The sequence below is a fragment of the Mesorhizobium sp. M4B.F.Ca.ET.203.01.1.1 genome, assembly GCF_004791025.1.
Taxonomy (GTDB): Bacteria; Pseudomonadota; Alphaproteobacteria; order Rhizobiales; family Rhizobiaceae; genus Mesorhizobium; species Mesorhizobium abyssinicae.
On sequence record NZ_SRUO01000002.1, the window covers coordinates 585431 to 609585 of the forward strand.

The following is a 24155-nucleotide window of genomic DNA, read 5'->3' on the forward strand; positions in this document are numbered from 1 at the left end:
GGCACCGTCTCAAGGCCGGGGGACAGGCCGGACGGGATTCTTCTCGCGCCAGCCGGCGAGTGCCGGCGCGAGACCTTCAAAGCAGCATCAACTGCTCGGTGGCGTTGGCTGCGGCGACGAACTGGTCGGTCCTGAGCTGCCGCCGCTCGGCGTTGAGCCCGAGCCGCTTGGCGGTGATCTCGAAACGGCGGCCGATCTGCCAGGCATAGGGTCCGGCGCCCTTCATGCGCTTGCCCCATTCCGAATCGTAGTCCTTGCCGTCGCGCATCGAACGGATCAGCGACATCACGTGCCGGTAGCGGTCCGGATAATGGCGCAGCAGCCAGTCCTTGAAGATCGGCGCCACCTCCAGCGGTAGCCGCAGCACGACATAGCCTGCCTCGCGCGCGCCGGCGGCGCGTGCCGAATCGAGGATGCGCTCCATCTCCGGATCGGTCAGGCCGGGGATGATCGGCGCGACCATGACGGAGGCGGGAATGCCGGCGTCGGAGAGCTGCCGGATCGCCTCCAGCCGCTTGGTCGGCGTCGACGCGCGCGGCTCCATGGTTCTCGCCAGCATGCGGTCAAGCGTCGTCACCGACAACGCCACCTTGGCAAGTCCGCGTTCGGCCATGCGCGACAGGATGTCGATGTCGCGCGTCACCAGCGCCGACTTGGTGACGATGCCGACCGGATGGCCGCGCGCCTCCAGCACTTCGAGGATCTCGCGCATGATCCGGTACTGCTTCTCGATCGGCTGGTAGGGATCGGTGTTGGTGCCGATGGCGATGGTGCGCGGCTGGTAGCCGGGCTTCGACAGTTCCTTGTCGAGCATGCGCGCCGCATCAGGCTTGGCGAACAGCTTCGATTCGAAATCGAGTCCCGGCGACAGGCCCATGAAGGAATGCGTCGGCCTGGCGAAGCAGTAGACGCAGCCATGCTCGCAGCCGCGATAGGGGTTGATCGAGCGATCGAACGAGATGTCGGGCGACTCGTTGCGCGTGATGATGGTGCGCGGCCTCTCCACCTGCACCTCGGTCTTGAATGGCGGCAGTTCCTCCAGAGAATTCCAGCCATCGTCGAACACATGCCGGCTGACCGGCTCGAAGCGGCCGGACGGATTGATGCCGGCGGAGCGGCCGCGATTGCGGTCGGGCCGCACGCGCATGCCGCTCTGCTCGATCATCGCATTCGCCATCTCGGCTCTCCCGGCTCCGAAGGCTGCAATGTCGGCACGCACGATCTGTTCCATTTTCGCCCTCTCCCAAGGACTGTCAGCAGGCTGTCGAATCGCTCTGTTCATGAAACTATTCCTATTTTCTTGAGGAGAACAAAGCAAGAACTTTTTGTGCCGCGATGCAAAAACTGGCGCATGGCGCGGCTTTCCGCTATTCGGCTGGCAATGCTCAGCGTTCTCATCGAAACCCTGAATGACGAAGAGGGCCTTGCCCGCACGCTCGCCTCGCTGATCGGCGGCGCGGTCGAAGGCGTGGTGCGCGACGTCGTCGTCTGTGACACCGGCTCGACCGACCAGACGCACCGCGTTGCCGACCATGCCGGCTGCCACTATGTCGCAGGCGGCATCGCCGCCGGTATCCGGCAGGCAAAGGGCGACTGGCTGCTGTTGCTGGAGCCCGGCGCGCGGCTGTCGGACGGCTGGATCGACGAGGTCGTGGCCCATACGGCGAGGGCCACCATGCCGGCGCGTTTTTCGCGCGCGCGCGGAAGCCGTGCGCCGTTCCTGGCCAGGGTCTTTTCCGGCAACCGGGCGCTGGCCGAGGGGCTGGTCATCAGCAAGCGTCAGGCCACTGCGCTCGCGAAAAGCGCCCGCAGCGCCGAAGCCATCGCGCGCGGCCTGGCAACGAAAAGGCTCGATGCGGAAATCTGGGTCGCGCCGCCGAAGTGAGTCTTCCCTCGCTTTTGGGGGAGAAGGAGCGCCGACAAGAACCTTGCCTCGCTCGGCAAGTACCATTTCGATCTCGACGACTGGCGGATGCTGAAATTCTTCTTCTACCTGAAGCCCTGCGATGCCGGCACCGGCCCGCATGTCTATGTGCGCGGCAGCCACAAACGCCGCAGCCTAAAGCACCAGCTGACGCTGCTTGTCGGCCATCCGGCGGATGAGGTGCTGAAGGTCTATGGCGACGACAGCCCGGTCACGCTCACGGGTGAAGCAGGGCTCGGCTTCGTCGAGGATCCGTTCGGCTTCGACATGGGCACGGTGCCTTCGCGCACGCCGCGGCTGATGATGGAAGTCGGCTTCGGCGTCTCGCGCCCCTCGCGCCGGCGCTTCCACGGCGAGCCGGTCATCCGCTGAAGCGGCGACGCCGTCAGGCGATCACCCGGCCTTGCCGCGTTTCAGGTGTTCGTCCAGGCGCGGCATGATCTCGACGAAGTTGCAGGGCATGTGACGGTAGTCGAGCTGCGCCTTGATGATGCCGTCCCAGGCGTCCTTGCAGGCGCCGGGCGAGCCGGGCAGCACGAAGACGAAGGTGGCGTTGACGACGCCGCCGGTCGCCCGGCTCTGGATCGTTGAGGTGCCGATCTTGTCGTAGGAGATGCGGTGGAACACTTCGGAAAAGCCGTCCATGCGCTTTTCGAAGATCGGTTCCAGCGCTTCCGGCGTCACGTCGCGGCCGGTGAAGCCGGTGCCGCCCGTGGTGATGACGACATCGACGCCTTCGTCCTTCGACCAGCCGAGCACCTTGTCGCGGATATTCTCCCGGTCGTCGGTGACGATGTCGCGCACGGCGAGGATGTGGCCGGCCTCCGCGATGCGGTCGGCCAGCGTCTGCCCGGATTTGTCGTCGGCGAGGCTGCGCGTGTCCGAAACCGTCAGCACCGCGATGCGCACGGGGATGAAGGGGCGGCTCTCGTCAATCTTGGCCATGGGCGTCGGCCTCCATGCTTCGCGTCGCGGCGACGAACCAGTCGGGATGGCGGCGCCTTATATCGAGCGCCGCGCGCTTGGCGACATTGCCGGTCTCGAACAGGCCGAAGCAGGTGGCGCCGGAACCCGACATGCGGGCAAAGCCGGCGTCGGCCTTCCTCAGCGCCTTGAGCGCTTCGCCGATCGCCGGCTCGATGGCGCGGGCGGCGGGCTCGAGGTCGTTGCGCGTCGCCTCCAGCCAGTTGCGGATGGTATGAAAGTCGAACTTGCCGGGCAGCGGCGGCAGCGCCTCGTTATCGCGGCTGGCCAGCGCCCTGAAAACCTCCGGCGTGGAAACCGCGATGCCCGGATTGACCAGCACCAGGGCGAGCGCGGGAAAGCCTTCGACCGTGGAAATCTCGTCGCCGACGCCGCGCGCGATCAGCGGCCTTGCCGCCAGGCACATCGGCACATCTGCTCCAAGCGACAGGCCGATCCGCGCCAGCTCGGCATCGTCGATGTCGAGCCGCCATGTCTGGACCAGCCCGCGCAGCACGGCGGCGGCATCGCTGGAGCCGCCGCCGACGCCGGAGGCGACCGGCAGGTTCTTTTCCAGATTGATGGCAACAGGCGGCGTGGCAAGCAATCCCGCTTCGCGGCGCAATGCCTCGCGCGCCTTCACCACCAGATTGCTGTCGTCCGCTGGAACCGCAGGGGCGTATTTGCCTGAGATGGATAACCGGTCGGTCTCGGCCGGCTCGATCTCGACCCGGTCGCCGAAGCGGGTGAAGACGGCGAGGCTTTCGAGCAGATGATAGCCGTCGGCGCGCCTGTCGGTGACATGCAGCGCAAGGTTGATCTTGGCAGGGGCAAGCCACGTGCCGGCTTGCGTCCCGGCATCCAACGCTTCGGTTGCTGACGAGATGGCGTTCAGTCCTTGGCCAGCCGGTATTCGCCGGTCTTCGGGTCCTTGACCAGCGTCCCCATGGTGCCGTTTGCCGCCTGTTTCTCGGTACGCCGGATCTTGGCCGTCACGCGCTCGGCTTCGCGGATGAAGGCGCGATAGCCGAAATAGGCGGCGGCGCCGATAACGACGAAGAAAATGATCTGCGGCATCCCAAAACTCCTCCCTCGAATAGGCGGCGAATGCGGCCGGTCGGGTCGGTCAAGCGGATATGCTAGACGCTTTCACCGTTTTTTCAAAGCCCGAAGCGCGCCCACAGCGCGCGCTCTTCCGCCGCATCGACGACGCCGCTGGCTGCGGCGGCCGCGATGTCGGGCGCCGAAAAGCGCGAGCCGAACAGGCCGAAGCGGCCGAACAGGCCGCGCGGCGCGGTGATCAGCTTCAGCTGGGTCTTCGCCCCGAAGCGGGTCTTCAGAACGCCCCGCATGTCGCCCAGCGCGTCGACGAGGCCGAGCTCGAGACCCTTCTTGGCGGTCCAGAACAGGCCGGTGAACAGGTCAGGATCGTCCTTCAGCCTGGTGCCGCGCCGCTCCTTGACGAGGTCGATGAAGGTCTCGTGCACTTCAAGCTGCAGCGCCTTCAGCCGCTCGACATCTTCCTTCTTCTCCGGCTTGAACGGGTCGAGCACCGCCTTGTTCTGGCCGGCGGTGTGGACACGCCGCTCGATGCCGATCTTTTTCATCAGCTCGGGAAAACCGAACGAGGCGGAGACGACGCCGATAGAGCCGACGATCGAGGACGGATCGGCGAAGATCTCGTCGCCGGCGACCGCGATCATGTAGCCGCCGGAGGCCGCCACGTCCTCGACGAACACCAGCACCTTCTTGTTCTTCTCCAGCGCGAGGTCGCGGATACGCTTGAAGATCAGCCGCGACTGCACCGGCGAGCCGCCCGGCGAATTGATGGAGATGGCGACGACGGGCGCATCGAAGGAGAACGCCTTCTCGATGAGGCCGGCGGTGGACGCCAGCGACAGGCTCGGCCGGAACTGGCCGCCGCCGGCCATGATCGTGCCGTGCAGCCGGATGACCGGAACCACGACGACGGTGGAGCGCCAGGACTTCGGCAGCAGGCGGTTCAAGAGGCGTTTCACGAGGTCGGGGTCTCCGGTCACTGAAAAAGCAGCAAGATGAGGCCTCATCTTGCTGTGGGCATGTAGGAATTCGCCGGCCAACGGCAATGCCGCATGGCCGGCCGATGATCAATCGCCGAAAAGCGACGCCAGTCCGTTGTTGATCATCTCGGTCCGCTCGGCTGGCCCGTTGCCTGTCTCGGCGTGCAGCATCAGCGGCGGGCGGATCGATAGTTTTCCGCGCGCGCCGAGCGTCGCCCTGACGACGATCCGGATTGCCGCCGCCTCGGGACGGGGGTGGACGGCGAGCATCTCGGTATCGCCGAAGCGGCCGTCGATCGCATCGAGCAGGGCACCGAGCTGCTCGGGCCTGGCGATGACGGCGAGCCCGCCGCGTGGCTTCGCCACCGCGGCAGCGCTTCTGATCCAGCTTTCGAACAGCCCGTCCTCCATAACATGCGCCTGCTTGCGCAACTGATCCGGCGTGGCGCGGTCCTCAGCGGCGTTGAAGGGCGGGTTCATGATGACGAAGTCGAAACTGTTGTCGGCAAGGCCGGCCTCGCCGCGCGCCTTGCCCGTCAGCATGACATCGGCCGTCAGCACCGACGCGCGGTCGCCGAGATGCGCGTTGCCGGGATGGGCGAGCGTGGCATGCGCGAATCCGGCCATTTCCGGCGAGCGTTCGACCAGCACGACCCGCGCCGCCGGACAGCGCGACAGCACCGCGAGCCCCGCGGCGCCCGCGCCGGCGCCGAAATCGGCCAGCCGTCCGCCAAAGGGCGAGGGCACGGCGGCGGCCAGCATCATTGCGTCCATGCCGGCGCGGTGGCCGGCGGCCCGAGGCTGCACCAGCCAGAAACGCCCGCGATGGAAGGCATCGACCGTATGGGCCGGTGTGTCCGGGACAAGGGCTGCGGGCGACGCGGACGTCATTTCCGGCGGATCTCGTTGGCGATGCCGGCATCGGTCAATATGCGCCGCGCCGCGTCCGCCTTGTCGGCGTCGACCATGACGCGCCGCGGCAGGATGCCGATCGAGCCGTCGAGCACGCTCATGTTCTCATCGGCGACGAAACAGGCGATGCCGGCGTCGCGCATCAGCGATTCGACGAAGGAGATGATCACGGCGTCGTTGGTACGGATGAGCTCTATCATGAAATGAAAATCGCAGGTTGCGCCGTTCCTGTAAACGTGGGCGTTCCCGCCGCCGGCCGCAACCGCGCCAATTCGCCTCTTGCCGTGCCGGTGGATGCCGCCCTAGAGTCTGCTTCGGGAACTAGGTGCCGTCGTGCGCTTGGAATAGACGGGAGTGTCTGTGGTGGGTGTCGTTCTCAACATCGAAAACGGGAAGCGGGAACCCGCCTCCATCAAGGATCTGATCGATCTGACGGCCGCCGACATGGGGCGCGTCAACAAGCTGATCCTGTCCAAGGCCGGCTCAGACGTCGAGATGATCCCCGAGGTTGCCAACCATCTGATCTCGTCCGGCGGCAAGCGATTGCGGCCGATGCTGACGCTCGCCGCCGCCCAGATGTTCGGCTATTCCGGCGACGGTCATGTCAAGCTCGCCACCTCGGTCGAGTTCATGCACACGGCAACGCTGCTGCACGACGATGTCGTCGACGAGAGCGGCATGCGCCGCGGCAAGAAGACGGCGCGCATGATCTGGGGCAACCAGGCCAGCGTGCTGGTCGGCGACTTCCTGCTCGGCCAGGCCTTCCGCATGATGGTCGATGTCGGCTCGCTGGAAGCCCTCGACATCCTGTCCAGCGCTGCTTCCATCATCGCCGAGGGCGAGGTGATGCAGCTCGCCGCCGCCAAGAACCTGGAGACCACCGAGGACGAGCATTTCGCCGTCATCAAGGCCAAGACCGCCGCGCTGTTTTCGGCCGCCGCCGAGGTCGGCCCGGTCATCGCCCAGGCAACCCGCAACGACCGCGCCGCGCTGCGCTCCTACGGCATGAATCTCGGCCTTGCCTTCCAGCTCATCGACGACGCGCTCGACTATGGCGGCTCCAGCAAGGACCTCGGCAAGAATGTCGGCGACGATTTCCGCGAGGGCAAGGTGACGCTGCCGGTGATCCTCGCCTACAGGCGCGGCACCAAGGCCGAGCGCACCTTCTGGAAGCGCGCCATCGAGGACAACGTCACCGACGACGCCGGGCTCGAAAAGGCGATCGGCCTGATGACCCGCCACGGGGCGATTGCCGACACGATCGGCCGCGCCCGTCATTTCGGCGAGATCGCCAGGGATGCGCTGGCGCCGCTGGAGGCGACGCCGCAGAAATCGGCGCTGATCGACGTCATCGATTTCTGCATCGCCAGGGTGAACTGACAAGCGGCCGGCCGCAGAGCGCCGGAGCCCTCGGGCATCCCCCGAGAAACTGCCAGAGCCCGCGAATGGGCCGGGCTGTGCAGCGAGGTCCCCGCGAGTATCGTGGCGTCAGGGCATAGATCATGATGTCAGGGTGTAGTTGGCCGCGCGATCTGCTATTATCGTCTGCGGCCATTGTTCGTTAATCGGGTGACCCGATTGTGAATTCGGCCCGGATTGAAGCCTGACCCCAAAAAGGCCATGCTTTGTCGGGAAAAGACCGAGTCTGTGGCGGTCCCATCGACTTGGGGATTGCGTCTGGCTGAAAGGGATACGATGCGGCAAGGACGTGCGCGCTGGCTCGCGGGGCTGGCAATTGTGACGGGCATGGCGATCTCGGCTCTGCCGGCCTACGCCAAGCAAACCAGCGAGCCGGTCAAGATCACCTCCTTCTCCGGCGCCTATCTTGCCGCGCGCATTGCCGAAGGCGATAACGATCTCGACAGCGCCATCGCCTACTACAAGCAGGCGCTCGCCTTTGCGCCCGGCGACACGGCGCTGCAGCAGAGTCTGATGCTGTCGCTGATCGCGCAGGGCCGCTTCGAGGAGTCGCTCGTTTATGCCGACAAGCTCAGGGAAGTACCCGATGTCGAGCGCTTCTCACGCCTGGCGCTGGCCGTCGATTCCTTCCACAAGAAGGATTTCTCCAAGGCCGAGTACTGGCTGAAACTGTCGCTCGAATCCGATCTCGACCGGCTGCTGTCCGGCGTCATGAGCGGCTGGGCCAAGGAAGGCGCCGGCGAGCCCGCCGATGCCATGGCCGCCATCGACAAATTGCAGGGCCCCGACTGGTTCGGCCTGTTCAAGTCCTTCCACCGCGCGCTGATCGCCGATGCCGCCGGCATGTCCGAAAAGGCCGATCAGCTCTACGCGGCGACGCTGCAGGACACCGCCGCCGGCGGTGCCGCGCCGGAGACATGGATGCGCAACGCGCAGGCCTACGCCTCCTTCCTCGCCCGCAAGGGCGACAAGGCCAAGGCGCTTTCGGTGCTCGACCAGGCCGAGGCGTTCGCGCCCGGCAAGCTGGAAATCACCACACTGCGCGACAAGATCAACAAGGGCGACAAGATCGAGCCCTTCATCACCGGCCCGTCCGACGGCGCCTCCGAGATCCTGCTCGATCTCGCCACCGCGCTCAATCGCGGCGGCGGCGAGCCGTTCGTGCGCCTCTATCTGCAATATGCGCTGGCGCTGAAGCCCGACAGCGATGCCGCCCTGGTGCAGCTCGCCGCCGTCGCCGAGCAGCTGAAGGACGGCGAGGGGGCAATCGCGCTCTATCGGCGCATTCCCGATTCCTCGCCGCTGAAGGAGCTTTCCGACCTGCAGCTCGGCCTCAACCTCGCCGATCTCGACCGCCACGACGAGGCGATCGCCCATCTCAAGGCCTTCGTCGACAAGCATCCGGACGATATGCGCGCCTATCTGGCGCTGGGTGGCGTCTACTCCTCCAAGGAGGACTTCCGCTCGGCCGCCAATCTCTACGACAAGGCCGTCGAGGTGCTGAAGACGCCGACCAATGCCAACTGGAACATCTTCTACCAGCGGGGCATCGCCTATGAGCGGCTGAAGGAATGGCCGAAGGCCGAACCGAACTTCCGCAAGGCGCTGGAGCTGTTCCCCGACCAGCCGCAGGTTCTGAACTATCTCGGCTATTCCTGGGTCGACATGAACTTGAACCTCAAGGAAGGCCTGGCGATGATCCAGAAGGCCGTCGACCTCAGGCCAAGCGACGGCTACATCGTCGATTCGCTGGGCTGGGCCTATTTCCGCATGGGCCGTTTCGAGGATGCGGTCCGCGAAATGGAGCGCGCGGTGTCGCTGAAGCCGGAAGACCCGGTGCTGAACGACCATCTCGGCGACGCCTACTGGCGCGTCGGCCGCAAGCTGGAAGCCACCTATCAGTGGAACCAGGCCCGCGACCTGAAGCCGGATCCCGACGTGCTTGCGACCTTGCAGCAGAAGCTGATCAAGGGTCTTCCGCCGATCGAATCCAACACGGCGCAGGAAACCCCGAAGGTCAAGCCGACCACGCCCGCGCCGAAGGGCTGAGCGGCACCGAAGCATGCTTTGAGCGGGGCTCTTCGGAGCCCCGCTTCTTTTGAGCTTAGCTTCTCGTCTCACGCAAGCTATCCCAATCGCCGGGCGCTTGGGCGACATTGGAAACGTCGGCGCCGCCCCTCATCCGCCTGCCGGCGCCTTCTCCCCGTATAGTGACGGGGAGAAGGGGGTGGCCGCGACGTCGGCACTCATTCTGCAACGTTGGCGGTTGGCGAAACCCGGCCGCGGTGGCGTCTTTCTCCCCGTCACTATACGGGGAGAAATGCCCGGTAGGGCAATGAGGGGCGGCGCGGACGGACGAGATATGATCAAAGCGTCTCGCATGAGGCGCGGGGGAACAGCCTGCGATAGACGAACCACCCAAAGTTCGCTTGCCTTGACGCTTGCCGGCCGTGCCTCTAGAGCGTGGTCCCCATCCAGCCGCTCCATCGAGGCCGCCGTGACCGTCGACATTCCCGCCCACATGCATCCCAGCCGCTCCTTCCAGGGGCTGATCCTGACCTTGCACAATTACTGGGCGAACTATGGCTGCGTCATCCTGCAGCCCTACGACATGGAGGTCGGCGCCGGCACCTTCCATCCGGCGACCACCTTGCGCGCGCTGGGTCCGAAGCGCTGGAACGCCGCCTATGTGCAGCCGTCGCGCCGGCCGAAGGACGGGCGCTATGGCGAGAACCCCAACCGGCTGCAGCACTATTACCAGTACCAGGTGATCCTGAAGCCGAACCCGCCCAACCTGCAGGAGCTCTATCTCGGCTCGCTGGAAGCCATCGGCGTCGATCCGCTGCTGCACGACATCCGCTTCGTCGAGGACGACTGGGAGAGCCCGACGCTGGGCGCCTGGGGGCTCGGCTGGGAGTGCTGGTGCGATGGAATGGAAGTGTCGCAGTTCACCTATTTCCAGCAGGTCTGCGGCATCGAATGCGCGCCGGTGGCGGGCGAGCTCACCTACGGACTGGAACGGCTCGCCATGTATGTGCAGGGCGTCGACAATGTCTACGACTTGAACTTAAACGGCCGCGACGGCGCCGACAAGGTCACCTATGGCGACGTCTTCCTGCAGGCCGAGCAGGAATATTCGCGCCATAATTTCGAATTCGCCAACACCGCGATGCTTCTAAAGCATTTCGAGGACGCCGAGGCCGAGTGCAAGGCGCTGCTCGCGGCCGGCGCGCCCGGATCGAATGACGCGCCGGCGCGGCACCGCATGGTCCTGCCTGCCTATGACCAGTGCATCAAGGCCAGTCACGTCTTCAACCTGCTCGACGCGCGCGGCGTGATTTCGGTCACCGAGCGGCAGAGCTACATCCTCAAGGTGCGCAACCTTGCCAAGGCCTGCGGCGAGGCCTTCCTGCAGACCGAGGCGGGTGGGCTGGCGGCCTAAGGTGTCGATATTCAGGTGATGCCTGCCTGACCTGAATCTCAAGACACCTTAGTTCAAGGTGCTTTCACCGATTGTGAGCGAAGCGATCGGCAACGAACTCTGGCTGCTTGCGCCATCGATCGTCCGCAGCGCCTGCCGCACGCCCGGCATTGTGAACGTGCCATGCATCTGGGCGGCGAAGCAGGCGCTCAGTGCCAGGATCTGCAGGGTTCTCGATACCGTTTTCATGGTCGTTCAGCCAATAGGTCTCTGCCTGAGCGTTGGTCGCTTCAGCGCCGCGTTCGGTTCATTGGATTTCTGTTCTTAGGACGGGCGCGCCCGCCTGGTCCCGACAAAGACCTGATAATTTCCTGAAATCGGCCGCCCTGGCGGTCGGCGGGCAGGGGTGACAGCGGCGAGCCGAGTTGCTATGCCCGCCCGGACCGTTCGCCCGCATGAGTTGATCCCTATGCCCGACCTGCTTCTCGAACTTCGCTCCGAGGAAATCCCCGCGCGCATGCAGCGCAAGGCCGCGGGCGATCTCAGGAAGATGCTGACCGACGGCCTGGTCGAGGCCGGTCTGACCTATGAGGCGGCGCGCGAGTACTGGACGCCGCGGCGCCTGGCGCTCGACATTCGCGGCCTGACGGCGCGCTCCAAGGACATTCGCGAGGAAATCAAGGGCCCCGCCACCTCGGCGCCGGAACAGGCGGTGCAAGGCTTCCTGCGCAAGGCGGGCCTCGCCTCGATCGCCGAGGCGCATGTCCATTCCGACCCGAAGAAGGGCGACTTCTATGTCGCCCATATCTCCAAGCCGGGCAGGGCGGCGGAGGACATCATCGCCGAACTGGTGCCGGGCATCATCCGCAGCTTCCCCTGGCCGAAATCGATGCGCTGGGGGCCGGCCTCGGCCAGGCCGGGCTCGCTTCGCTGGGTGCGGCCGCTGCAATCGATCGTCTGCACCTTCGGCCCCGAGACCGAGGAGCCCGTGGTGGTCGATTTCGATATCGACGGCATCCGCTCCGGCAACGTCACCTATGGCCATCGCTTCCACGCCCCGGGCGAATTCACCGTGCGTCGCTTCGACGACTACGTGTCGAAGCTGGAGGCCGCCAAGGTCGTGCTCGATGCCGAGCGGCGCAAGGAGATCATCCTGGCCGACGCCCGCAACCTCGCCTTCGCCAACGGTCTCGACCTGGTCGAGGACGAAGGGCTGCTGGAGGAAGTTTCCGGCCTCGTCGAATGGCCTGTCGTGCTGATGGGCGAATTCGAGCAGGATTTCCTCGCCATTCCGCCCGAGGTCATCCGGCTGACCATCCGCGCCAACCAGAAGTGTTTCGTGACCCGGCCGCAAGGGGCGGGCGAGGACCTCTCCAACCGCTTCATCCTCGTCGCCAACATCGAGGCCAAGGATGGCGGCAAGGAGATCGCGCATGGTAACGGCAAGGTGGTGCGCGCCCGCCTCTCCGACGCGCTCTATTTCTGGAAGACCGACCAGGGCGATCTGCCAGATTTCGGCGAGCTCAAGGCGTCGGCGGAAAAGTTCGGGCTCGATCTGAAGAAGCCGCTCGACCAGCGCATGGCACGTCTCGACCATCTCAACGTGACCTTCCACGCCAAGCTCGGCACGCAGGGAGCTCGTGTCGAGCGGATCAAGCGGCTGGCCGAGGAACTGGCGCCGGTCGTCGGCGCCGATCCGGCGCTGGCGCGCCGCGCAGCCCTGCTCGCCAAGGCCGATTTGCAGACCGAAGTGGTCGGCGAGTTCCCTGAATTGCAGGGCGCCATGGGCCGCAAATATGCGCTGCTGGAGGGCGAGCATCCGTCCGTCGCAGCGGCTGCCGAGGAACACTACAAGCCGCAGGGCCCGTCCGACCGCGTGCCGACCGATCCGGTCTCGGTGGCGGTGGCGCTCGCCGACAAGCTCGACACGCTGACCGGCTTCTGGGCCATCGATGAGAAACCAACCGGCAGCAAGGATCCATTTGCGCTGCGGCGTGCTGCGCTCGGCGTGGTCAGGATCCTGATCGAGAACCGCGTTCGGTTGGCACTGACATCGATCTTCGCCAAGGCCTTTGCAAACTTTGCAGGCGGTGCGAACCAGCAGTCCGACCTCCTCGCCTTCTTCCACGACCGGCTGAAAGTCTATCTCCGCGATCAGGGCGCCAGGCATGATCTGATCGATGCCGTCATCACGCCGCAGTCGGACGACCTCTTGCAGATCGTGCGTCGCGTCGAGGCGCTCGGCTCCTTACTCGACGGCGACGACGGCAGGAATTTGCTCGCCGGCACCAAGCGCGCGGCCAACATCCTTGCCGCCGAGGAGAAGAAGAAAACGCTGGTCGCCGAGACTGTTGAGCCGGCGCTGTTTCGCGAGGATGCCGAGAAATCGCTGTTTGCCGCGGTGAATCAGGCCGAGAAGGAAGCCGGCCAAGCGATTCAAAACGAAGATTTTTCCGCCGCCATGCTGGCGCTTAGCGTTTTGCGTGAACCGGTTGATTCATTTTTTGAACGGGTTCTCGTCAATGATGAGGACCAGGCCGTGCGCGCCAATCGGCTGGCGCTGCTTGCCCGCATCCGCGCCGCCACCGACCAGGTCGCGGATTTCTCCAAGATCGCCGGCTGACGGCTGAGAAAAGGCGGTCCTGAAGTTGCCTGCGCCTATCAGGGCGCGGGCAGCGCGCCCCTGCCTTCAGGCGTCAAAATTAGTACGCTGGCGCCGGCTTACAGTCATATGACGATGACCTCCGCATGGGAGAACCAATGCGTGTCGCCCAGAAGTGTGCAGCGGTTCTGGGACAACGACATGCATCAAACAAAAGACGTTCCCCCCAACGATGGAGGCTTGCCATGCATTCCGATCACGACATCGAAGTGACTGAAGAAACCACGGCCGCCGAGGCGAGCGACTCCGCCTCCGACACCATCCTCGACCATGCCGCCGCCGCCGCGATCGAAGCCGCCGATCTGTCTGACGACGAGGATGGCGACGACGAAGACGCCGAAGATACCGACGAGGAAGCCACCCTCTCGGGTGACGATGAGGACGAGGACGGCGAAGAAGAAGACGGCGTGAAGGCCGAAGGCGAGGACGACGAAGACGAGTCCGACGAGGACAAGGAAGAAGCCGCCTGAGCATCCGCGACCGGCTGGCCCAACAGGTTAAGAAAAGGGCGGCGCCCGCGCGCCGCCCTTTTTGCCGTCAGTCCTCGAGGATGCTGACGTAAACGCTGTTCGAATAGACATCGACCTGGATCAGCGGCTCGCCATTGATGATGGCGCGCCGCGTCGCGCCGCTCATAGCGCCGCCACGCTTCAGCATCCGCTCAAGATCGGCGCGGTCCTCGTTGCTGCGGAACCAGGCGTCGCCCTCGTCGTCGCGGTCGCGCCGATGGAACTTGTGCCAGTTGGCGCGGTCCTGCCTCACCATCTGCGCGGCGCTGTCCAGCGGATAGCCGTCGCTGGCTTGGTGATCCCGCTCGGAAATGCGCGCGACATAGGAGCCGAGCATGTAGTCGGCCCGCGCCGTGCTCGTGCCCAGCACTGTCGCCAGCAGCAATGCGGCGACGGCAAATCGTCTCGTCTCGTTCATGATGAACCCCCTTTGAAACCCAAATCCTCGTCTAGCGAAGCCGCCCGAGCGGTTCGGGCAGCGGCGATGGAATCAGGGACGAATAATGCCATCCGCACATGTGTGCCGGATGACGGATCCGACTCCGCCGAAAGCTTACATGGCTTTTCCGATAGGGGATATCGGTGCCGGCTGCGCCGCTGCCGGTTGCGGCTGCTGCGCCTCCGGCTGCGATTTCGGCTCGCCGTTTGACGCGGTCGCCTCGCCGGCCGGCTTGCCGTCTTCGGCGGGCTTCGTCTCGGTCGCCGGCGCAGTGGCGGCGGTGGCCTTGGCCGGCGCGGCGGCGGGCGTTGCAAAGGCGCCGCCGACGACGCCGCCGCGGATGATCATCGGGCTCTGCATGGAGCCATGATGCGTGGGCTTCTCGGGGATCGCCGCCACTTTCTCGTCGGTGACGTCGGGTGCCGGCTCGCCAAGCGCCACCACCGACGGCGTCGAGCCGATCTTCATCGGGTCCGCCGCGCCGAGCCTGATGATGGACGGCGTCGCGGTCGACGCGCCGAGCACGACAATGGACGAGGCCTGCGCGCTGCCGGTGATCGCCGACAGGCCGACGCCAAGCGCTGCAAGGATACGCATCGACACCATGATAATTCCCCTGGCCCAACAGACGGGCACCATATTCCCGCGGGATTGATGCCTGCTTGCGCGGAAACATAGCATTTTAGGGATTGATAATTCGCCAACGCCCGCACTTGCCCCCCAGGCGTCGCCGTATTACGCAGCCCCGCATCTTATAGAGGTGACGACAAGTGGCTGAGATACTTGCCGCCGGCAAGGCGATGGAGCGGGCGCTGGCGCTGCTCGAAGGCGGCGACGTCGTCGCCATTCCGACCGAGACCGTCTATGGGCTGGCCGGCGACGCCACCAATGGCATCGGTGTTGCCCGGATCTTCGAGGCCAAGGGCCGGCCGCGCTTCAACCCGCTCATCGCCCATGTCGCTGATCTCGCCATGGCCGAGCGCATTGCGCATTTCGATCCGCTGTCGAGGAAGCTGGCCGGGGCCTTCTGGCCGGGGCCGTTGACACTGGTGCTGCCGCAGCGCCCCGGCAACGACATTCACCCGCTGGTCACGGCCGGGCTCGACACCATTGCGCTGCGCATGCCGAAGGGCTTCGGCGGCGAGTTGATCGCCAGGCTCGGTCATCCGCTGGCCGCGCCAAGCGCCAATTCGTCCGGCAGGATCAGCGCCACCACCGCCGAGGCCGTGGCGGCCGATCTCGGCGATAGGATCAGGCTGGTGGTCGATGGCGGCGCGACGCCGGTCGGCCTGGAATCGACCATCGTCAAGGTCGAGGGGGGGAGCGTGCGGCTGCTGCGGCCCGGCGGTATCGCCGCGGCCGAGATCGAGGCCGTCGCCGGCAAGCCGCTGCTGCGCGGCGCGGCCGCCGGCATCGAGGCGCCCGGCATGCTCGCCTCGCATTACGCGCCAGGTGCCGCGATGCGCCTCAATGCCCGACAGATCGCCAGCGGCGAGGCGCTGCTCGCCTTCGGCGGCAGTCGCGCCGAAGGCTGGCAGGATGCCGCCGCGCTGCGCAACCTCTCCGAGACCGGCGACCTGCGCGAGGCGGCGGCGAACCTCTTCGCATACATGCAGGACCTCGACCGCAGCGGCGCTACGACCATCGCCGTCGAGCCGATCCCCTTCGACGGACTGGGCGAGGCGATCAACGACCGGCTGTCGCGCGCCGCAGCGCCGCGTGACAAGACCGGCTGAGCGCCATAGGTTCTGGCCCCATGAACGATCAGACCGACGACCAGCCCTTCGAACTCGACGCCGCGATCATCGACCGTTTCGCGGCCATCGTCGGCGAGCAATACGCGCTGCGCGGCGAGGCGGAGATCGCGCCCTACATCACCGAAAGGCGCGGCCTGTGGCACGGCAGGACGTCGCTGGTGCTGAGGCCGGGCAGCGTCGAGGAGGTGAGCCGCATCATGCGGCTGGCGACCGAGACCAAAACGCCTGTCGTGCCGCAGAGCGGCAACACCGGACTGGTCGGCGCCCAGGTGCCGGACAAGTCCGGCCACGACATCGTGCTTTCACTGTCGCGGCTGAACCGCATCCGCGAGATCGACGTGCTCTCCGACACCATCACCGTCGAGGCCGGCGTCATCCTGCAGACCTTGCAGGAAGCGGCCGACGCCGCCGGCCGGCTGTTTCCGCTGTCGCTTGCCGCGCAGGGCTCCTGCCAGATCGGCGGCAACCTCTCCTCCAATGCCGGCGGCACCGGCGTGCTCGCCTATGGCAATGCGCGCGAGCTTTGCCTCGGCGTCGAAGTCGTGTTGCCGACCGGCGAGGTGTTCGACGATCTGCGCAAGCTGAAGAAGGACAACACCGGCTACGATCTGAAGAACCTGTTCGTCGGTGCCGAAGGCACGCTCGGCGTCATCACCGCCGCCGTGCTGAAATTGTTCCCGAAGCCGAAGGGCAGGGAGGTCGCTTTTGCCGGCCTTCCGTCGTCCCCGAAAGACGCGCTTTCGCTGTTCACACTGGCGATGGACCGGGCCGGCGCCTCGCTCACCGCTTTCGAACTGATCGGCAAAAGGCCCTACGACTTCACGCTGAAGCACGGACAGGGCATCTCGCGACCGCTGGCCGACGACTGGCCCTGGTATGTGCTGATGCAGGTCTCTTCCGGCCGTTCCGAGGAGGACGGCAAGGCGCTGATCGAGGAGATACTGTCGGCCGGGCTCGAGCAGGGCATCGTCGGTGACGCGGTGGTCGCCGCAAGCCTTGCCCAGGGCGATGCCTTCTGGAACTTCCGCGAGACTTTGCCCGAGTGCCAGAAGCCCGAGGGCGCCTCGATCAAGCACGACATTTCGGTGCCGATCGCCGCGATCCCCGAATTCATCGACAAGGCGGCCGGCGTGGTGGAGACCGTGTGTCCGGGCGCGCGCGTGGTCTGCTTCGGCCATATGGGCGACGGCAATCTCCACTACAACATCTCCCGCCCGGTGGACTGGCAGGACGCCGCCTTCCTCGACCTCTACCATCCCATGAACAAGGCCGTGCACGATGTCGTGCGCTCCTTCCACGGCTCGATCTCGGCCGAGCACGGCATCGGCCAGCTGAAGCGGGAGGAACTGATCGCCACCGCGCCGCCGATGGCGATCGATCTGATGCGCCGGGTGAAGGCGGCCATCGACCCCGCCGGCATCATGAATCCCGGTAAGGTTATCTGATCCTTCCAACATGTTGTGGATGGTTGCATTCCGATAACCATCGGCTCAGATCAGCAAAATTTAACCGACTTTCTTAAGCGCGGCGGTAAGAAGCCAGCGCTAATGTTTCGCCATAAGCGAGGCCGGAAAAAACTGGCCCGGAGAGAACCGGTAAACGGCCCTCAGGAGAGACAGGAAGGCACTCGATGAACACTGGACTGAAGCCAGTCTGGGCAGGGCGCAACATGCGCCTCGACCCATTCCGCCTGCCGCAGATGGTGAGCTATGCGACTCGCGACGACTATGGCGATGTTACCTTCACCATCGACCAGCGTGGCGCAGTCATTCGCCGCATGCTGGAGATGAGCGGCGTGCCTGCGATCATCGCACTGCCTGCCAAGGCGTTTCGCGGCGTCGCCGCCCGCGCCATGGAGGATCCCGAAGGCAACGTCACGGTGACGCTCGAACTCCTGCACAATGATCCGATGCTGTCGGTGCCGCTGCTGGTGGCGGACGACCTCGACGACGTCGCCGCCGACTGGCGCGCCTGGGCCGACGCCTATCGCCTGCCGATGCTCCTGATCGAGGCCGACGGCGTTGCCCGCACGCTGGAGGAATCGCTCGGCGCCGCCATCAAGGCGCTGCCGCCGCAGGAGCGCCGCAAGGGCCGTGTCTCGACCATGCGCCGTCCGCGCTTCCTTGCCCGCCGCCGGGCCGGCGATCTTGGCCTCAGACTCGTCGTCGACGGCGAGGAGATCATTTCGCACGAGTAGTCTGCTCATCCCGCTGGCGATTGGCGAAACCGCCGATGACAGCCTTCTTCTCCCCGTCACTATACGGGGAGAAGTGCCCGGCAGGGCGATGAGGGGCGGCGCCGACCTCAGGGTTTGGCCACATCAAAAGCCGATCAGAGGCCGTATAACCGCTGTACACTTCTCCTTGCCTGCAAGGCTGGCGCTGCCCCTCATCCGGCTGCCGCCACCTTCTCCCCGTTGAACGGGGAGAAGGGAGAACTACACCAGCGGCTTCAGCGCCACCCAGAGCGAGCCACCGATCAGGCCGAGGAATATCAGCCAGCCGACCTGGTTGTTCGACTTGAACAACTTGAGGCACTGATCCGGATTGTTGATGTCCAGCCTCGCGATCTGCCGCGCCATATGCGCGCCGGCGGCGATCAGCCCGGCCAGCGCCGGCATCGGCGCCTGCGCCGAGGCGAAGGCGATGGCGAAGCAGACAAGCGCGCCGCCATAGAGGCCGACCAGCCAGGTCTTGGTGTTGTCGCCGAACAAGCGCGCCGTCGAGCGCACGCCGACGATGGCGTCGTCTTCCTTGTCCTGATGCGCGTAGATCGTGTCATAGCCGATCACCCACAGGATCGAGCCGATATAGAGCATGATGGCCGGGCCATCGAGATCGCCGAACTCGACCGCCCATCCCATCAGCGCGCCCCAGGAGAAGGCAAGGCCGAGCACGAATTGCGGCCAGTCGGTGATGCGCTTCATGAACGGGTAGACGGCGACGATGACGAGCGAGGCGATGCCGAGCGGAATGGCGAAGCTGTTGAACTGCAACAGCACGACTAGCCCCACCAGCGACTGGATGACCAGGAACACCCAGGCCTGCCGGCGAGTCACCTTGCCAGCCGGCAGCGGCCGCGAGCGCGTGCGCTCCACCTGGTTGTCGATGTCCTCGTCGGCCAGGTCGTTGTAGGTGCAGCCGGCGCCGCGCATGGCAACCGCCCCAACCAGGAACAGCAAAAGGTACCAGGCTGACGGCAGCAGGGTCAGCAAGGGATCCGTCGGGCGCGGATAGGCGCTTGCCGCGAGCGCGGCCGACCACCAGCACGGCCAGAGCAGCAATTGCCAGCCGATCGGGCGATCCCAGCGCGCGAGCTGCGCATAGGGCCAGAGCCCGCGCGGCAGCGCGCGGTAGACCCAGTGACCGCTCGGCGCATCGGCGACGCGGCCCTGGGCCGCTTTCGACTGGATGGTTTCCATCGTGCTGGAGTGGCAGCAGCGGTGAGCGCCGTCAAGCGGCCGCGTTGTCGCTCAGCCTGTGAAAACATCGTGGCTGGCGAACCACGCTTTCGCCACCTCGATGAAGGCCAGCGCCGCCTTCGACAGGCGCTGGCGCGTGTCATGGGCGAGGATGATGCGCTGCATCGGCAGCGGATCGGCGAGCGGCTTGCAGACCAGCGGCAGGCCGTCATAGCTCAAATCGCCATGCGGCCTGGTGTAGCTGACGGCGACGCCGAAGCCATTGGCGACCATGCTGCGCTGCAGCTCGAACGAGCTCGTCGTCGATTGGGCAACAGGCGTCAGGCCACGGCTGAGGAAGAGGTCGAGCATGTGCTGCCAGCTGTGCGGCTGGTCGGTCATGATCAGCGGATGCGCCGCGAGCTCGGCCAGGCTGACGGTCCGCTGGTCCGCCAGCGCATGGCCGGCCGGCAGCAGCGCATGCGGCCGCAGTTCGTGCAGGAGGATGCGGGCGAAATGCGCCGGCAGGCCGAGATCGTAGGTGAGACCGAGATCGACGGCCGAATCGGCAAGCCGCCGCCCCAGCGTCTCGAAGGTTTCGTCTCGTATGACGACTGTGACGGCCGGGCAGCGCTCGGCGAAGGCGCGCATCAGCGCCGGCGCGAAATAGGCTGCCAGATCCTCGAAACAGCCGAGCACCAGCTCGCCGCCGACTTCGGCTTCGCGCGATCCGAGCGCGGCCAGCTCGTCCGCCTCGGCCAGCACTTGCCTGGCCTTGGCGACGGCCTTGCGACCGAACGAAGTCAGCGCGACGCCGCTTCCCCGCTGGCGCACGAACAGTTTTTGGCCGAACGCGTCCTCCACATGGTCGATCGCCACCGAAATCGAAGGCTGCGACACATTCAGCGCCTGGGCCGCCATGGTCACGCTGCCATAGCGGGCCACGGCAACGACATAGCGCAATTGGGCGAGCGTAAACTTCATAGGTCAAAACTATAAGCGAGATGACAAGTTATTATTTTACGTGATGTGACGCTCTTGCGATAGTCGATCATCGAACAGCAGGAGAGCACGATGGCCAGCCCGAAAATCGACGCCGCGACAATTGCCGACTACCAGCGCGATGGCGCGGTCTGCATCCGCGGCGCCTTCAAGGCTTGGGTCGATGTCATCGCGGATGGCATCGAGCGCAACATAGAGAACCGCAGCGCCGCCGCTTCCGACATCGCCAATGGCAAGGGCAGCTTCTTCGACGACTACTGCAACTGGGAGCGCATCCCTGAATTCGTCAGGATCGTCAGGGAATCGCCGGCGGCCGAGCTGGCGGCCGCCGTCATGGAGTCGCGCAGCGCGCAGTTCTTCCACGACCATGTTCTGGTCAAGGAGCCCGGCACGCAGAAGCCGACGCCCTGGCATCAGGACATTCCCTATTATTTCGTAGAAGGCAGCCAGACGGTGAGCTTCTGGATCCCGATCGATCCGGTGAAGGAAGCGACGCTCAGGTTGATCGCCGGCTCGCACAAATGGGAAAAGATGGTGCTGCCGGTGCGCTGGCTGAACGACAGCAATTTCTATGCGGACGACGGCGACTACCTGCCGGTGCCCGATCCAGACAACGACCCGTCGATGAAAGTGCTCGAATGGGAGATGGAGCCGGGCGACGCCATCCTGTTCGACTTCCGGACGGCGCATGGCGCGCGCGGCAACCTGACCTCGGCCCGGCGGCGTGCGCTGTCGCTGCGCTGGGTCGGCGACGACGCTCACTATGTCGAGCGGCCGGGCCGCACCTCGCCGCCCTATCCCGGCCACGGCATGCAGCCCGGCCAGAAATTGCGCGAGGACTGGTTCCCGGTGGTTTTCCAGAGCTGACCGCGCCGGGGTGAGCCGCCCATGGGCGTGAAGCGTCGCATCCTCCGCGCGACGTTCCCGTGCGCAACCGGCATCGAGCAAGCCAAAAGCCTTGACCCGCCGGCCCTGGGGCAATAGCGGGAGGTCCTGTCGTGGATGACTGGGGATATCGGCATGCGCGTTTTGGTGATTGGCTCCGGCGGCCGCGAACATGCCCTGGCCTGGAAGATCGCGGCCTCGCCGCTTCTGACCAGACTCTATGCCGCGCCCGGCAATCCGGGCATTGGCCGCGACGCCGAACTGGTCAAGCTCGACATCGCCGACCACGCCGCCGTTGCCGCCTTCTGCAAGGACAACGCGATCGACCTCGTCGTCGTCGGACCTGAAGGCCCGCTGGTCGCCGGCATCGCCGACGATCTGCGCGGCGAGGGCATCCGCGTCTTCGGCCCGTCGAAGCGGGCGGCGCGGCTCGAAGGCTCGAAAGGCTTCACCAAGGACCTCTGCGCCAAATACGATATTCCGACCGCCGCCTACGGCCGCTTCGCCGACCTCGCCTCGGCGAAGGCCTATGTCGAGAAGGTCGGCGCGCCGATCGTCATCAAGGCCGATGGGCTCGCCGCCGGCAAGGGTGTCACCATCGCCATGACCTTGGACGAGGCGATCGCCGCGCTCGATGCCTGTTTCGACGGCGCCTTTGGCGCCGCAGGCGCCGAGGTGGTGGTCGAGGAATTTCTGACCGGCGAGGAGGCAAGCTTCTTCTGCCTGTGCGATGGCACGACGGCACTGCCCTTCGGCACCGCGCAGGACCACAAGCGCGTCGGCGACGGCGACGTCGGCCCCAACACCGGCGGCATGGGCGCCTATTCGCCGGCGCCGGTGATGACGCCGGAAATGGTCGAGCGCACTATGCGCGAGATCATCGAGCCGACCATGCGCGGCATGGCCGAACTCGGCGCGCCGTTCGCCGGCATCCTCTTCGCCGGATTGATGATCACCGATAAGGGGCCGAAGCTGATCGAATACAACACCCGCTTCGGCGATCCCGAATGCCAGGTGCTGATGATGCGGTTGAAGGACGATCTCCTGGTGCTGCTCAACGCCGCCGTCGACGGCCAGCTCGCGCATACCTCGATCCGCTGGCGCGACGAGGCGGCGCTGACCGTGGTGATGGCGGCGAGGGGCTATCCCGGCACCCCGGAAAAGGGTTCGGTCATTCGCGGTCTCGAGGAGGCCGCCAGCGACGGCGCCGAGATCTTCCATGCCGGCACCGCCATCAACGGCGGCGCGCTGGTCGCCAATGGCGGCCGCGTGCTCAATGTCACGGCGACCGGCGCCACCGTCGGCGAGGCGCAGCAACGCGCTTATGCCGCGCTCGATCGCATCGACTGGCCGCAGGGCTTTTGCCGCCGCGATATCGGCTGGCAGGCCGTGGCGCGCGAAAAGGCCGGCGCCTGATCCTAATCCCTGCCGCCAGCGCGATCAGGCGGCCTGTGTCTTGCGATCCGCACGCGCCCAGGCCGGCAGCCAGTCGCCGTGAGCGGCAAGCAGATCGTCGACAAGCGACCAGATCTGGTCGAGGTCGAGTTCGGCCGCGGTGTGCGGATCCATCATCGCCGCGTGGTAGATGTGCTCGCGGTTTTCCGTCATCAGCGCCCGCACCGTCAGCTCCTGCACGTTGATGTTGGTGCGGATCAGTGCAGTCAGCTGCGGCGGCAGGTCGCCGATATAGGTCGGCTGGATGCCGGAGGCGTCGACCAGGCATGGCACTTCGGCGGCGCAATCGAAGGGCAGCGAGGTGATGCAGCCATTGTTGCGGACATTGCCGTAGATCACCGAGGGCTCGCCGGTCCAGACCGAGTTCATGATCGAGGAGGCGTACTCCTTCGACTGCTCGACCTCGATCCGGTCGGCCGAGCGGTAGGCTTCGGCCTGCCCCTTCCAGCGCTCGATCTGTTCGATGCAGCGCTTCGGATACTCGTCGAGCGGGATGCCGAACTTCTCGATCAGGTCGGGGCGGCCATCCTTGATGAAATAGGGCGTGTATTCGGCGAAATGCTCCGAGCTTTCGGTGACGAAGTAGCCTAGCCGCGTCAGCATCTCGTAGCGCACCTTGTTCGGGCAGCGCGGGTTCCAGCCGGGCTTCGGCGCGCGGCCTTCGCGATAGGCGCGCACGAGATCGGGATAGAGGTCGCGGTAGGAACCGTCCGGCTGGCGATGCTCGAACTTCAGATAGAAGGCCATGTGGTTGATGCCGGCCGAGCGATAGCGGATCTCCTCGTAGGGAAGGTCGAGGTCGTGCGCCAGCTCCATCGCCGTGCCCTGCACCGAGTGGCAGAGGCCGACCTGCCTGATGGCGGGATATTTCTCCGATATCGCCCAGGTGTTGATCGCCATCGGGTTGACGTATTGCAGCATGATCGCCTCGGGGCAGACCGCGAGCATGTCCTCGCAGATCTGCCACAGATGCGGCACGGTCCGCAGGCCCCGCATGATGCCGCCAACGCCCAGCGTGTCGGCGATGGTCTGGCGCAGGCCGTATTTCCTTGGCACCTCGAAGTCGGTGACGGTGCAGGGTTCGTAGCCGCCGATCTGGAAGGCGACGACGACGAAATCGGCCCCGGCAAGCGCCTTGCGCTGGTCGGAATAGGTCTCGGCCTTCGCCTTGACGCCGAGCGTCGCGATCAGCTTGTTGACGACGACGGCGCTTTCTTCCAGCCGCTGCGGGTTGATGTCCATCAGCGCGATCGTCGCGCCGGACAGCGCCGGGCGCTGCAGCACGTCGCCGACGATGTTCTTCATGAACACTGTCGAACCGGCACCTATGAACGTGATCTTGGGATGTCTTGCCACTGAAACCTCCGG

At 65.6% G+C, this 24155-nt stretch carries 24 protein-coding genes and 1 pseudogene; 12 read left to right on the plus strand and 13 right to left on the minus strand.

Going from position 1 to position 24155, the window contains the following annotated elements; translation table 11 throughout:
- Positions 1 to 76: 76 nt before the first annotated feature.
- The gene (locus EN846_RS06085) at positions 77 to 1231 is read right to left on the minus strand and encodes a PA0069 family radical SAM protein (RefSeq protein ID WP_135858543.1); all 1155 of its coding nucleotides are present in this window, start codon (positions 1229 to 1231) and stop codon (positions 77 to 79) included.
- Positions 1232 to 1381: 150 nt separating this feature from the next.
- On the opposite strand from EN846_RS06085, the gene EN846_RS06090 reads away from it, so the two are divergent.
- Positions 1382 to 1885, plus strand: coding sequence for a glycosyltransferase (locus tag EN846_RS06090; protein ID WP_127393874.1), 504 nt, complete (start codon positions 1382 to 1384; stop codon positions 1883 to 1885).
- Between the two features lie 30 nt (positions 1886 to 1915).
- A pseudogene (locus EN846_RS06095) lies at positions 1916 to 2296 on the plus strand (hypothetical protein); the annotation flags it as partial.
- A 21-nt stretch (positions 2297 to 2317) separates the two neighbouring features.
- Here the strand turns inward: EN846_RS06095 and moaB are convergent.
- The 6 genes from moaB to EN846_RS06125 form a co-directional block, all read right to left on the minus strand.
- On the minus strand, positions 2318 to 2869 hold the full coding sequence (gene moaB, locus EN846_RS06100) for a molybdenum cofactor biosynthesis protein B (RefSeq protein ID WP_127393872.1): 552 nt from the start codon (positions 2867 to 2869) through the stop codon (positions 2318 to 2320).
- Positions 2856 to 3752 carry a 4-(cytidine 5'-diphospho)-2-C-methyl-D-erythritol kinase gene (locus EN846_RS06105; protein ID WP_127393873.1) on the minus strand — a complete coding sequence of 299 codons (897 nt, stop codon included), beginning with the start codon at positions 3750 to 3752 and terminating at the stop codon, positions 2856 to 2858. The genes moaB and EN846_RS06105 overlap by 14 nt, the downstream gene beginning before the upstream one ends.
- Before the next feature lie 26 nt (positions 3753 to 3778).
- Positions 3779 to 3964: a hypothetical protein gene (locus EN846_RS06110; RefSeq protein ID WP_127284240.1), complete on the minus strand. Its 186-nt coding sequence runs from the start codon at positions 3962 to 3964 to the stop codon at positions 3779 to 3781.
- 83 nt (positions 3965 to 4047) lie between these two features.
- Positions 4048 to 4905 (minus strand): S49 family peptidase, encoded by an 858-nt coding sequence (locus EN846_RS06115; RefSeq protein WP_128347012.1) that lies wholly within the window; start codon positions 4903 to 4905, stop codon positions 4048 to 4050.
- Positions 4906 to 5013: 108 nt separating this feature from the next.
- The gene (locus EN846_RS06120) at positions 5014 to 5817 is read right to left on the minus strand and encodes a tRNA1(Val) (adenine(37)-N6)-methyltransferase (RefSeq protein ID WP_128347011.1); all 804 of its coding nucleotides are present in this window, start codon (positions 5815 to 5817) and stop codon (positions 5014 to 5016) included.
- Positions 5814 to 6038 (minus strand): DUF2007 domain-containing protein, encoded by a 225-nt coding sequence (locus EN846_RS06125; protein ID WP_127259063.1) that lies wholly within the window; start codon positions 6036 to 6038, stop codon positions 5814 to 5816. Before EN846_RS06125 ends, EN846_RS06120 begins: the two co-directional genes overlap by 4 nt.
- A gap of 163 nt (positions 6039 to 6201) precedes the next feature.
- Here EN846_RS06125 and EN846_RS06130 point away from each other — a divergent pair, with 163 nt between their 5' ends.
- From EN846_RS06130 to EN846_RS06145, 3 genes are all read left to right on the plus strand, one after another.
- Entirely contained in the window at positions 6202 to 7218 is a 1017-nt protein-coding gene (locus tag EN846_RS06130) for a polyprenyl synthetase family protein (RefSeq protein ID WP_127284243.1), read from the plus strand.
- 315 nt (positions 7219 to 7533) lie between these two features.
- Entirely contained in the window at positions 7534 to 9306 is a 1773-nt protein-coding gene (locus tag EN846_RS06135; RefSeq protein ID WP_127393576.1) for a tetratricopeptide repeat protein, read from the plus strand.
- Positions 9307 to 9754: 448 nt separating this feature from the next.
- Entirely contained in the window at positions 9755 to 10699 is a 945-nt protein-coding gene (locus EN846_RS06145) for a glycine--tRNA ligase subunit alpha (protein WP_127393575.1), read from the plus strand.
- 48 nt (positions 10700 to 10747) lie between these two features.
- Here EN846_RS06145 and EN846_RS06150 read toward each other — a convergent pair whose 3' ends face one another.
- Positions 10748 to 10927: a hypothetical protein gene (locus EN846_RS06150; RefSeq protein ID WP_128275566.1), complete on the minus strand. Its 180-nt coding sequence runs from the start codon at positions 10925 to 10927 to the stop codon at positions 10748 to 10750.
- 220 nt (positions 10928 to 11147) lie between these two features.
- Between EN846_RS06150 and glyS the strand changes: the two genes are divergently transcribed.
- Together glyS and EN846_RS06160 are read left to right on the plus strand one after the other, a co-directional pair.
- The gene (glyS, locus tag EN846_RS06155; protein ID WP_127393471.1) at positions 11148 to 13301 is read left to right on the plus strand and encodes a glycine--tRNA ligase subunit beta; all 2154 of its coding nucleotides are present in this window, start codon (positions 11148 to 11150) and stop codon (positions 13299 to 13301) included.
- A gap of 224 nt (positions 13302 to 13525) precedes the next feature.
- Entirely contained in the window at positions 13526 to 13810 is a 285-nt protein-coding gene (locus EN846_RS06160) for an ATPase (protein ID WP_127393470.1), read from the plus strand.
- A gap of 67 nt (positions 13811 to 13877) precedes the next feature.
- Here EN846_RS06160 and EN846_RS06165 read toward each other — a convergent pair whose 3' ends face one another.
- Together EN846_RS06165 and EN846_RS06170 are read right to left on the minus strand one after the other, a co-directional pair.
- A complete protein-coding gene (locus tag EN846_RS06165) occupies positions 13878 to 14267 on the minus strand; it encodes a hypothetical protein (protein WP_127222589.1) in 390 nt (129 codons plus the stop codon).
- A gap of 135 nt (positions 14268 to 14402) precedes the next feature.
- Positions 14403 to 14894 (minus strand): hypothetical protein, encoded by a 492-nt coding sequence (locus EN846_RS06170; RefSeq protein ID WP_245509075.1) that lies wholly within the window; start codon positions 14892 to 14894, stop codon positions 14403 to 14405.
- Positions 14895 to 15058: 164 nt separating this feature from the next.
- Between EN846_RS06170 and EN846_RS06175 the strand changes: the two genes are divergently transcribed.
- The 3 genes from EN846_RS06175 (at position 15059) to EN846_RS06185 (ending at position 18242) form a co-directional block, all read left to right on the plus strand.
- Positions 15059 to 16024 carry an L-threonylcarbamoyladenylate synthase gene (locus EN846_RS06175; protein ID WP_187331214.1) on the plus strand — a complete coding sequence of 322 codons (966 nt, stop codon included), beginning with the start codon at positions 15059 to 15061 and terminating at the stop codon, positions 16022 to 16024.
- A gap of 20 nt (positions 16025 to 16044) precedes the next feature.
- Positions 16045 to 17490, plus strand: coding sequence for an FAD-binding oxidoreductase (locus tag EN846_RS06180; protein WP_128346194.1), 1446 nt, complete (start codon positions 16045 to 16047; stop codon positions 17488 to 17490).
- 185 nt (positions 17491 to 17675) lie between these two features.
- The gene (locus tag EN846_RS06185; protein ID WP_127287094.1) at positions 17676 to 18242 is read left to right on the plus strand and encodes a DUF6101 family protein; all 567 of its coding nucleotides are present in this window, start codon (positions 17676 to 17678) and stop codon (positions 18240 to 18242) included.
- A 240-nt stretch (positions 18243 to 18482) separates the two neighbouring features.
- On the opposite strand, the gene ubiA is transcribed toward EN846_RS06185, so the two are convergent.
- Together ubiA and EN846_RS06200 are read right to left on the minus strand one after the other, a co-directional pair.
- A complete protein-coding gene (gene ubiA / locus EN846_RS06195) occupies positions 18483 to 19466 on the minus strand; it encodes a 4-hydroxybenzoate octaprenyltransferase (protein ID WP_127392704.1) in 984 nt (327 codons plus the stop codon).
- Between the two features lie 51 nt (positions 19467 to 19517).
- Positions 19518 to 20429 carry a LysR family transcriptional regulator gene (locus EN846_RS06200; RefSeq protein WP_127392703.1) on the minus strand — a complete coding sequence of 304 codons (912 nt, stop codon included), beginning with the start codon at positions 20427 to 20429 and terminating at the stop codon, positions 19518 to 19520.
- A gap of 90 nt (positions 20430 to 20519) precedes the next feature.
- On the opposite strand from EN846_RS06200, the gene EN846_RS06205 reads away from it, so the two are divergent.
- Entirely contained in the window at positions 20520 to 21314 is a 795-nt protein-coding gene (locus EN846_RS06205) for a phytanoyl-CoA dioxygenase family protein (RefSeq protein WP_189379580.1), read from the plus strand.
- Positions 21315 to 21467: 153 nt separating this feature from the next.
- Entirely contained in the window at positions 21468 to 22748 is a 1281-nt protein-coding gene (purD, locus tag EN846_RS06210; protein WP_127392701.1) for a phosphoribosylamine--glycine ligase, read from the plus strand.
- 24 nt (positions 22749 to 22772) lie between these two features.
- Here the strand turns inward: purD and EN846_RS06215 are convergent, their stop codons facing one another.
- Complete coding sequence (locus EN846_RS06215) at positions 22773 to 24143, minus strand: alpha-glucosidase/alpha-galactosidase (protein WP_127392700.1); 1371 nt, start codon at positions 24141 to 24143, stop codon at positions 22773 to 22775.
- Positions 24144 to 24155: the final 12 nt, after the last annotated feature.